The following is an 8,466-nucleotide window of genomic DNA, read 5'->3' as shown; positions in this document are numbered from 1 at the left end:
TGAGCCGGTTGTTGCGGTTGATCACCCGGCGGTACAGGTCGTTGAGGTCCGAGGTCGCGAAGCGGCCGCCGTCCAGGGGAACCAGGGGACGCAGGTCGGGCGGGATGACGGGGATGACGTCCAGCATCATCCACTCCGGCTTGTTGCCGGACATGCGGAAGGCCTCGGCGACCTTCAGGCGCTTGGCGTACTTCTTCTTCTTCGCCTCGCTGTTGGTCTCGCGCATGTCGCGGCGCAGGTCCTCGGACAGGCGCACGACATCCAGCGACTTGAGCATCTCACGGACGGCCTCGCCGCCCATGCCCGCGCTGAAGGAGTCCTCACCGTGCTCCTCGTAGAGCCGGTGGAGCTTCTCCTCGCTGACGAGCTCGCCCTTCTGCAGCGGCGTCGCCTTGGGGTCGATGATGATGTAGCTCTCGCAGTACAGGACCTTCTCGAGCTCCTTGAGCGTGATGTCGAGCAGGTTGCCGATGCGCGAGGGCAGCGACTTGAGGAACCAGATGTGCGCCACGGGAGTGGCGAGCGTGATGTGGCCCAGGCGCTCACGACGCACCTTGGACTGGATGACCTCCACGCCGCACTTCTCGCACACGACGCCACGGTGCTTCATGCGCTTGTACTTGCCGCAGTTGCACTCGTAGTCCTTCACCGGGCCGAAGATGCGGGCGCAGAAGAGCCCATCCCGCTCCGGCTTGAAGGTGCGGTAGTTGATGGTCTCCGGCTTCTTCACCTCGCCGTGCGACCACTGACGGATCTTGTCCGGCGACGCCAGCGCGATGCGAATGGCGTTGAACGAGAGCGGATCCTTCGGCTTCTCGAAGAAGTTGAAAATGTCCTTCACGTTGCCTCCGAATTTCTTTGGAGCGCCTGAGCGCGGAATCGTTTCCCCTACCCGCCGACGCCCGCCCGCTCAGGGAGCGGACGTCGGGGGGCAGGTTCGCTGCTTTAGGCTTCGGTGCCCGTCTTCACCCGCTCGTCGCCGTCGCTGGTGCCCATGTCCCCGCTGATGCCAAACGAGCGCTGACGCTCGGGCGGGGCACTCTCCAGCAGCTCCACGTCCAGGGCGAGCGACTGGAGCTCCTTGAGCAGCACGTTGAACGACTCGGGCAGGCCGGACTCCAGGACGTTGTCGCCCTTGACGATGGCCTCGTACATGCGCGTGCGGCCCACCACGTCGTCGGACTTGACGGTGAGGAACTCCTGGAGCGTGTACGCGGCGCCGTAGGCCTCCATCGCCCACACTTCCATCTCTCCGAGTCGCTGACCGCCGAACTGGGCCTTGCCGCCCAGGGGCTGCTGGGTGACGAGCGAGTAGGGCCCGATGGAGCGGGCGTGGATCTTCTCGTCCACCAGGTGGTGCAGCTTGAGCATGTACATCACGCCGACGGTGACGTTCTGGTCGAACGGCTCACCGGTGCGGCCGTCGAAGAGGACCATCTGGCCGCTGCGCGGCAGGCGGGCCTCGTCGAAGAGCGAGTGGATCTCCGTCTCGCGCGCGCCGTCGAACACCGGCGTGGCGACGTGGATGCCCCGCTTGAGGCGGTAGCACAGGCTCTTGACCTCGTCGTCGGACAGGGTGTCCACGAACTCGCCAAAGGCCTTGTCGTCGTAGACGGTCTTCACCTGCTTCTTGAGGTTCTCGCCGCTGTAGTTCTCCTCGATGTACTTCTGGAGCTGCTCGCCCACGCCCTTGGCGGCCCAGCCCAGGTGGGTCTCGAGGATCTGCCCGATGTTCATGCGCGAGGGCACGCCCAGCGGGTTGAGCACGATGTCCACCGGACGCCCGTCCTCGAGGTAGGGCAGATCCTCCTCGGGGAGGACGCGGGACACGACGCCCTTGTTACCGTGGCGGCCGGCCATCTTGTCGCCCACGGCCAGCTTGCGCTTGATGGCGACGTACACCTTCACCATCTTGATGACGCCCGGCGGGAGCTCATCGCCCTTCTTGATGCGGGCGATCTTCTCGCCGAAGGCCAGCTTCACGGCCTCGGTGGTCTCCTCCTGGTTGCGGAGGATGTCGCGCAGCTTGCTGTCGAGCGGATCGCCGACGGAGATCTCCGTCCAGTACTTGTACGGGACGGTGGCCAGCAGCTCGTCGGAGACGATGTCCCCCTTCTTCAGGAGGATCTTGCCCTTGTCGTCCACGAGCTTGCCCTGGATCTCCTTGCCGCGGAGCATGGCGCGCAGGCGGTCGTAGGCGCTGTCGCGCAGGACCTTGATCTCGTCGTTCTGGTCCTTGAGGAGCTTGGCCTCCTCCATGGACTCGATCTGCTTGGCGCGCTCGTCCTTCTCCACGCCCTTGCGGCTGAACACCTTGGCGTTGATGACGGTGCCCACCACGCCGGGGGGCACGCGCAGCGAGCTGTCGCGCACGTCGCCGGCCTTCTCACCGAAGATGGCGCGCAGCAGCTTCTCCTCGGGAGAGAGCTGGGTCTCGCCCTTCGGAGTGATCTTGCCCACCAGCACGTCGCCGGGCTTCACCTCGGCGCCGATGCGGATGATGCCGCTCTCGTCGAGGTCCTTGAGGGCCTCCTCACCCACGTTCGGGATGTCGCGGGTGATCTCCTCCTTGCCGAGCTTGGTGTCGCGCGCGATGCACTCGAACTCCTCGATGTGGATGGACGTGAAGACGTCCTCCTTGAGGATGCGCTCGGAGATGAGGATGGAGTCCTCGAAGTTGTAGCCCTGCCACGGCATGAACGCGACGACGACGTTCTGGCCCAGCGCGAGCTCGCCCGTCTCGGTCGCGGGACCGTCGGCGATCACGTCACCCTTCCGCACCCGGTCGCCCTTGCGGACGATGGGCTTCTGGTTGAGGCACGTGTTCTGGTTGGAGCGCTGGTACTTCAGGAGGTTGTAGATGTCGACCTCGCTGGAGATGTCGAACGCGCCCGTGGAGGTGTCCGCCTTCACCACGATGCGGCCGGCATCCACGCTCTCCACGATGCCGTCGCGACGCGCCACGCAGGTCACGCCGGAGTCGCGGGCGACAATCGCCTCGATGCCGGTGCCCACGAGCGGAGCGGCGGTGCGCAGCAGCGGCACGGCCTGGCGCTGCATGTTGGAGCCCATGAGCGCGCGGTTGGCGTCGTCGTTCTCGAGGAACGGGATGAGGGAGGCGGCCACCGACACGAGCTGGTTCGGGGACACGTCCATCAGGTCCACGTCCTCGGCCTTGGCCTGGACGAACTCGCCGCCACGGCGGGAGGACACGAGGGCGTTGAGGAACTTGCCCTTCTTGTCCGTCTCGGCGTTGGCCTGGGCGATCGTGTGCTTCTCCTCCTCGAGCGCGGAGTAGAAGGCCACGTCACCGGTCACCGCGCCGGCCTCCACCTTCTTGTACGGCGTCTCGACGAAGCCGAACTCGTTGACGCGGGCGTAGGTGGACAGCGACGCGATGAGGCCGATGTTCGGGCCTTCCGGCGTCTCGATGGGGCAGATGCGGCCGTAGTGCGTCGGGTGCACGTCGCGCACCTCGAAGCCCGCGCGCTCGCGGGTGAGGCCACCGGGCCCGAGGGCGGACAGACGACGCTTGTGCGTCACCTCGGACAGGGGGTTGGTCTGGTCCATGAACTGCGACAGCTGGCTGGACCCGAAGAACTCCTTGATGACGGCCGTCACGGGCTTGGCGTTGATCAGGTCGTGCGGCATGAGCGTCTCGATCTCCTGGAGGCTCATGCGCTCCTTGATCGCTCGCTCCATGCGGACCAGACCGATGCGGTACTGGTTCTCCAGCAGCTCGCCCACCGCGCGGACGCGACGGTTGCCGAGGTGATCGATGTCGTCGATCACACCCTTGCCGTTCTTGAGGTCCACCAGGTAGCGGATGACCTCGAGGATGTCGCGCTTGGTGAGGATCTGCCCGTCGAGCGGCTCCTCGAGGCCGAACTTGAAGTTCAGCTTGAGGCGGCCGACCTTGGACAGGTCGTAGCGCTCGGGGTTGAAGAACAGGTTGCTGAAGAGATTGGTGGCCGTCTCGGGCGTCGGCGGATCACCGGGGCGCAGGCGGCGGTAGATCTCCATGATCGCCTGCTCGGGGGTCTCGATCTTGTCCAGCATCAACGTCTCACGCAGGTAGGGACCCACGTTGAGGTTGTCGATGAAGAGGACCTTGAACTCCTTGATGCCGCGCTTGAGGAGCTCGTCGACCTTGTCCTGGGAGACCTCCTCGTTGCACTCGAGGATGACCTCGCCGGTGTTCTCGTCCACCACGTCGTAGGCGGACACCTTGGTGAAGAGCTCGTCCGCGTCGATGGGGAGCGTCTTCATCTTGGCCGCCTCGAGCTTCTTGATGGCGGCGCGGGTGAACTTGCGGTTCTTCTTGACGATGACCTCGCCCGTCTTGGTCTTGATGTCGCGCGTGGCGCGCTGACCGGGCAGGAGCTCCAGCTCCACCGACTTCTCGAAGTCGGCGTTGCTCTGGAGGTAGATGGTCTCCGTCGCGTAGTAGTAGTTCAGCATCTCCTCGGTGGAGCCGCGGAACTCCAGAGGGTTCTTCTTGGCGGTGTCGGCCACCGCGCCCAGGGCGCGGATGAGCACCGTGGCCGGCAGCTTGCGGCGCCGGTCGATGCGGACGTACAGGATGTCCTTGTGGTCGAACTCGAAGTCGATCCACGAGCCGCGGTACGGGATGATGCGGGCGTTGTAGAGCAGCTTGCCAGACGAGTGGCTCTTGCCCTTGTCGTGGTCGAAGAAGGCACCCGGGCTGCGGTGCAGCTGGCTGACCACCACGCGCTCGGTGCCGTTGATGATGAAGGTGCCGTTCTGGGTCATCAGCGGGATTTCCCCGAAGTAGACCTCCTGCTCCTTCACGTCGCGGATGGACTGGGCGCCCGTCTCCTCGTCCTTGTCCCACACGACCAGGCGCACGACGACCTTGATGGGCGCCGAGTAGGTCATCCCACGCTGGTGGCACTCATCGACGTCGTACTTGGGCTTCTCGAGGTGGTAGCTCACGAACTCCAGCGAGGACGTCTCGTTGAAGTCGCGGATCGGGAAGACCGACTTGAACACTCCCTGAAGCCCGAGGTCCTCACGCTTCTCCGGCGGGATGTCAGCCTGGAGGAACTTCTCGTAGGACTGCTTCTGGATGTTGATGAGGTTGGGAATGTCGATGGTCTTCGCGATCTTCGCGAAGGTCTTCCGCACTCGGAAGTTGTTCTGGATCTGCGTCGGCATTCGAACTCCGGGGCGAGCAATCTCGTGGCGGGGCGAGATTGGGTAACGCGCAGCGGCAGCGGGAAATTTAGAGATACGGAAAGGGCAAAGCCGGCGCACCCTTTCCGGGCACGCCGGCCTGCTCATCCGGTCAGGAGGCGGCGGGAATTTCCCGAAACCCGCCGCCTACCCGAAACAGCGCAATTACTTGATGTCGACCTTGGCGCCAGCCGCGGTGAGCTGGTCCTTGATCTTCTTGGCGTCGTCCTTGTTGACGCCCTCCTTGACGTTCTTCGGAGCGCCCTCGACCAGGTCCTTGGCCTCCTTCAGGCCCAGGCCGGTGATGGCGCGGATCTCCTTGATGACGTTGATCTTGTTCGCGCCGGCGTCGGCGAGAACGACGGTGAACTCCGTCTTCTCCTCGGCGGGGGCGGCGGCGGCGCCAGCGGCGGGGCCAGCGGCCACGGCGACGGCGGCGGCGGACACGCCCCACTTGCTCTCGAGCTGCTTCACGAGCTCGGCGGCCTCCATCACCGTCAGGGTGGAGAGCTGGTCAACAATGGCGTTCAGGTCAGCAGGCATTTCGATGTCCTTCGGTTTCTAACGGCCCGCTTCCACGGGGGAAGAAATGGGCCAGAGGTTCGGGGTGGGTTTGCTTCTCGGTTCTATTACTTGGGCTGCTTGTCCACGTTGGCCTGGAGCACGCGGGCCAGCTGGGAGCCGGGGGCCGCGATGGTGCGGACGAGCTTGCCGGCAGGCTGGTTGAGCATGCCGAGCAGCTGGGCGCGGAGCTCGGGCAGACCGGGCATCTTCGCCAGGGCCTTCACGCCCTCGACGTCGACGCGGCGGCCCTGCACGGACGCACTGCGGACCTTGATGGTCTCGAGGTCCTTGATGAAGTCCACGAGGATCTTCGCCGGGGCCACGACATCGTCGTAGCTGATGGCGATGGCCACGGGCCCCACGAAGTCCTCGGCGATGACCTCCACCGGGGTACCCTTCGCGGCGCGCTTGGCCAGCGTGTTCTTCAGGACCTTGTAGTCCACCTTGCCGTCGCGGAACTTCCTGCGCAGCTTGGTGACCGTCTCCACGTTCAGCTTGGAAAACTCAGCGACGATCGCGGTCTGAGCCCGCGAAAACTTCTCGTTGAGTTCCTTGATGAGTTCTTCCTTCTCGCTCTTGATCACTTGTTTCACCTCCTCACGACACCCGCCCGAGGGCGGGCTGGATTGCCTGGGCCACACAAGTGGCAGAGCGAGAGGGAGCCCCGAGAGGCACCACACCGCACCTCCAGTCTCGGCCGGGCGACTTTTAGAGTCGTTTGAACCCGGGGTGGTATCCGTGTCTCCGACCGGTTGCCCGGTTGCCAACGGAGGGCACGAGCCCCACCCTGGGTCCCTGCTGTCTGGGACCAGGGATGACTGAAGCGCCAAGCCTCATCGGCATGGCGCTTCGATTGCAAAGCCGGGGCGCTATACCCGCGGCGTTACAAAACGTCCAGCAAATTATGACCGCGGGCGTCAAGAAGACGACGGGGCGGACCTCCACGAGAGAGGCCGCCCCCTGGCCTGAACTGACGAACCCCCTGCCCTACACCTGACTACCGGTGACGGGCGAGGATCTCGTTGGTGTCGATCTTGATGCCCGGGCTCATGGTGGCGGAGATGGCCACGCCCTTGAGGTAGACGCCCTTGGCAGTGGCCGGCTTGAGCTTCATGACCAGGTCCACCAGGGTGTTGAAGTTGTCCTGCAGCTTCTCAGGGGTGAAGGAGGCCTTGCCGAGCTTGGCGTGGATGATGCCGGCCTTCTCGGCGCGGAACTCCACCTTACCGCCCTTGGCATCCCGGACGGCCTTGGCCACGTCCATGGTCACCGTGCCCACCTTGGGGTTGGGCATGAGGCCGCGGGGACCGAGCACCTTACCGAGCCGGCCGACCACGCCCATCATGTCCGGGGTGGCGATGACGGTGTCGAAATCGAGGAAGCCGCCCTCGATGCGCTTGGCCAGCTCGTCGCCGCCCACCACGTCGGCGCCAGCGCCCTCGGCATCCGTGGCGCGCTCGCCCTTGGCGAACACGGCCACGCGCACCGTGGCACCGGTGCCGTGCGGAAGGACCACGGCGCCACGGACCATCTGGTCCGCGTGCTTCGGGTCCACGCCGAGGTTGAGCGCAACCTCGACGGTCTGATCGAACTTGGTGCCGCGGGCGGCCGTGGTCTCCTTCAGGAGAGCGAAGCCGTCGGCGATGGTGTAGCGCTTGTTGCGGTCCACCTTGGTGGAGGCGGCGCGGAACTTCTTACCGGTCTGAGGCATGTGGAAAATCCTCTTTTAGGAAGGGATGGGGGTGGAGAAGGTCAGACGACGTCGATGCCCATGGAGCGCGCGGTGCCAGCGATGGTGCGCTTGGCGGCATCCAGAGAACCAGCGGTCGTGTCCTCGATCTTCTTCTTGGCGATCTCCTCGAGCTGCTTCTGAGTGATCTGCCCCACCTTCTCCTTGCCCGGCTTCTTGGCGCCCGAGCCCTTCTTCTTCTCGGTGTGCAGGCCCGCCGCCTTCTTGATGAGGACGGCCGCCGGCGGCGTCTTCAGGATGAAGGTGAAGGAGCGATCCGCGTACACGGTGATGATCACCGGGATGATCAGACCTTCCTTGGCCTCCGCCTGGGTCTTGGCGTTGAACTGCTTGCAGAACTCCATGATGTTCACGCCCTGCTGACCGAGCGCGGGGCCGATCGGCGGAGCGGGGTTCGCCTTACCGGCGGGAATCTGCAGCTTGACCTGTCCTGTGACTTTCTTCATCGGCTGACGACTGCCTTTCGAGACGGTGGTTATGACGGGCCACTTGACGGGCGACCCTCCCACCCTGGGTATCCCCGGTCTCTAGAAGACCGGGGAAGACTGCTAGCCGGTGGTCTTCTCCACCTGCATGAAATCGAGCTCCACGGGGGTGGCGCGGCCGAAGATGCTCACGAGCACCTTCACGCGACCCTTCTCCGCATTGACCTCTTCCACCGTACCATTGAAGTTGGCGAAGGGGCCATCGATGACGCGGACGGTGTCTCCGTCGGAGAACTGAACCTTGGGCTTGGGCTTGAGCGTGCCCTCGGAGATCTGGGAGGTGAGCCGAGCCACCTCCTTGTCCGAGATGGGCGTGGGCTGCTCGTTCTGGGCCGCACCCGGGAAACCGGTGATCTTCGGCGTGTTCTTCACTAGGTGCCAGGAGCGGTCGTTCAGCTCCATCTGCACGAAGATGTAGCCCGGGAAGAACTTACGCCGGGACGTCTTCTTCTCGCCCTTCACCATCTCGAC

Annotated in this window: 6 protein-coding genes and 1 pseudogene; all 7 read right to left on the bottom strand. The window is 64.7% G+C overall.

Annotated features, from left to right (window positions below):
- Nucleotides 1-841, bottom strand: a pseudogene (locus VF697_RS31655) (DNA-directed RNA polymerase subunit beta'); the annotation flags it as partial.
- Nucleotides 842-945: 104 nt separating this feature from the next.
- Entirely contained in the window at nt 946-5,178 is a 4,233-nt protein-coding gene (gene rpoB, locus VF697_RS31650) for a DNA-directed RNA polymerase subunit beta (protein ID WP_331100809.1), read from the bottom strand.
- 183 nt (nt 5,179-5,361) lie between these two features.
- Nucleotides 5,362-5,739, bottom strand: a complete 378-nt coding sequence (rplL, locus tag VF697_RS31645; protein ID WP_331100808.1) for a 50S ribosomal protein L7/L12 — start codon at nt 5,737-5,739, stop codon at nt 5,362-5,364.
- An 86-nt stretch (nt 5,740-5,825) separates the two neighbouring features.
- A complete protein-coding gene (rplJ, locus tag VF697_RS31640) occupies nt 5,826-6,344 on the bottom strand; it encodes a 50S ribosomal protein L10 (protein ID WP_331100806.1) in 519 nt (172 codons plus the stop codon).
- A 413-nt stretch (nt 6,345-6,757) separates the two neighbouring features.
- Nucleotides 6,758-7,471 carry a 50S ribosomal protein L1 gene (gene rplA, locus VF697_RS31635; RefSeq protein WP_331100805.1) on the bottom strand — a complete coding sequence of 238 codons (714 nt, stop codon included), beginning with the start codon at nt 7,469-7,471 and terminating at the stop codon, nt 6,758-6,760.
- A 41-nt stretch (nt 7,472-7,512) separates the two neighbouring features.
- On the bottom strand, nt 7,513-7,956 hold the full coding sequence (gene rplK, locus VF697_RS31630; protein WP_331100804.1) for a 50S ribosomal protein L11: 444 nt from the start codon (nt 7,954-7,956) through the stop codon (nt 7,513-7,515).
- Nucleotides 7,957-8,058: 102 nt separating this feature from the next.
- Nucleotides 8,059-8,466 (bottom strand): transcription termination/antitermination protein NusG (nusG, locus tag VF697_RS31625; protein WP_331100803.1); only part of this gene is annotated, 408 nt, incomplete at its 5' end.

It is taken from the genome of Archangium sp., assembly GCF_036388035.1.
In the GTDB taxonomy this organism is placed as follows: domain Bacteria; phylum Myxococcota; class Myxococcia; order Myxococcales; family Myxococcaceae; genus Archangium.
This window is presented reverse-complemented; position numbering and strand designations above follow the sequence as displayed.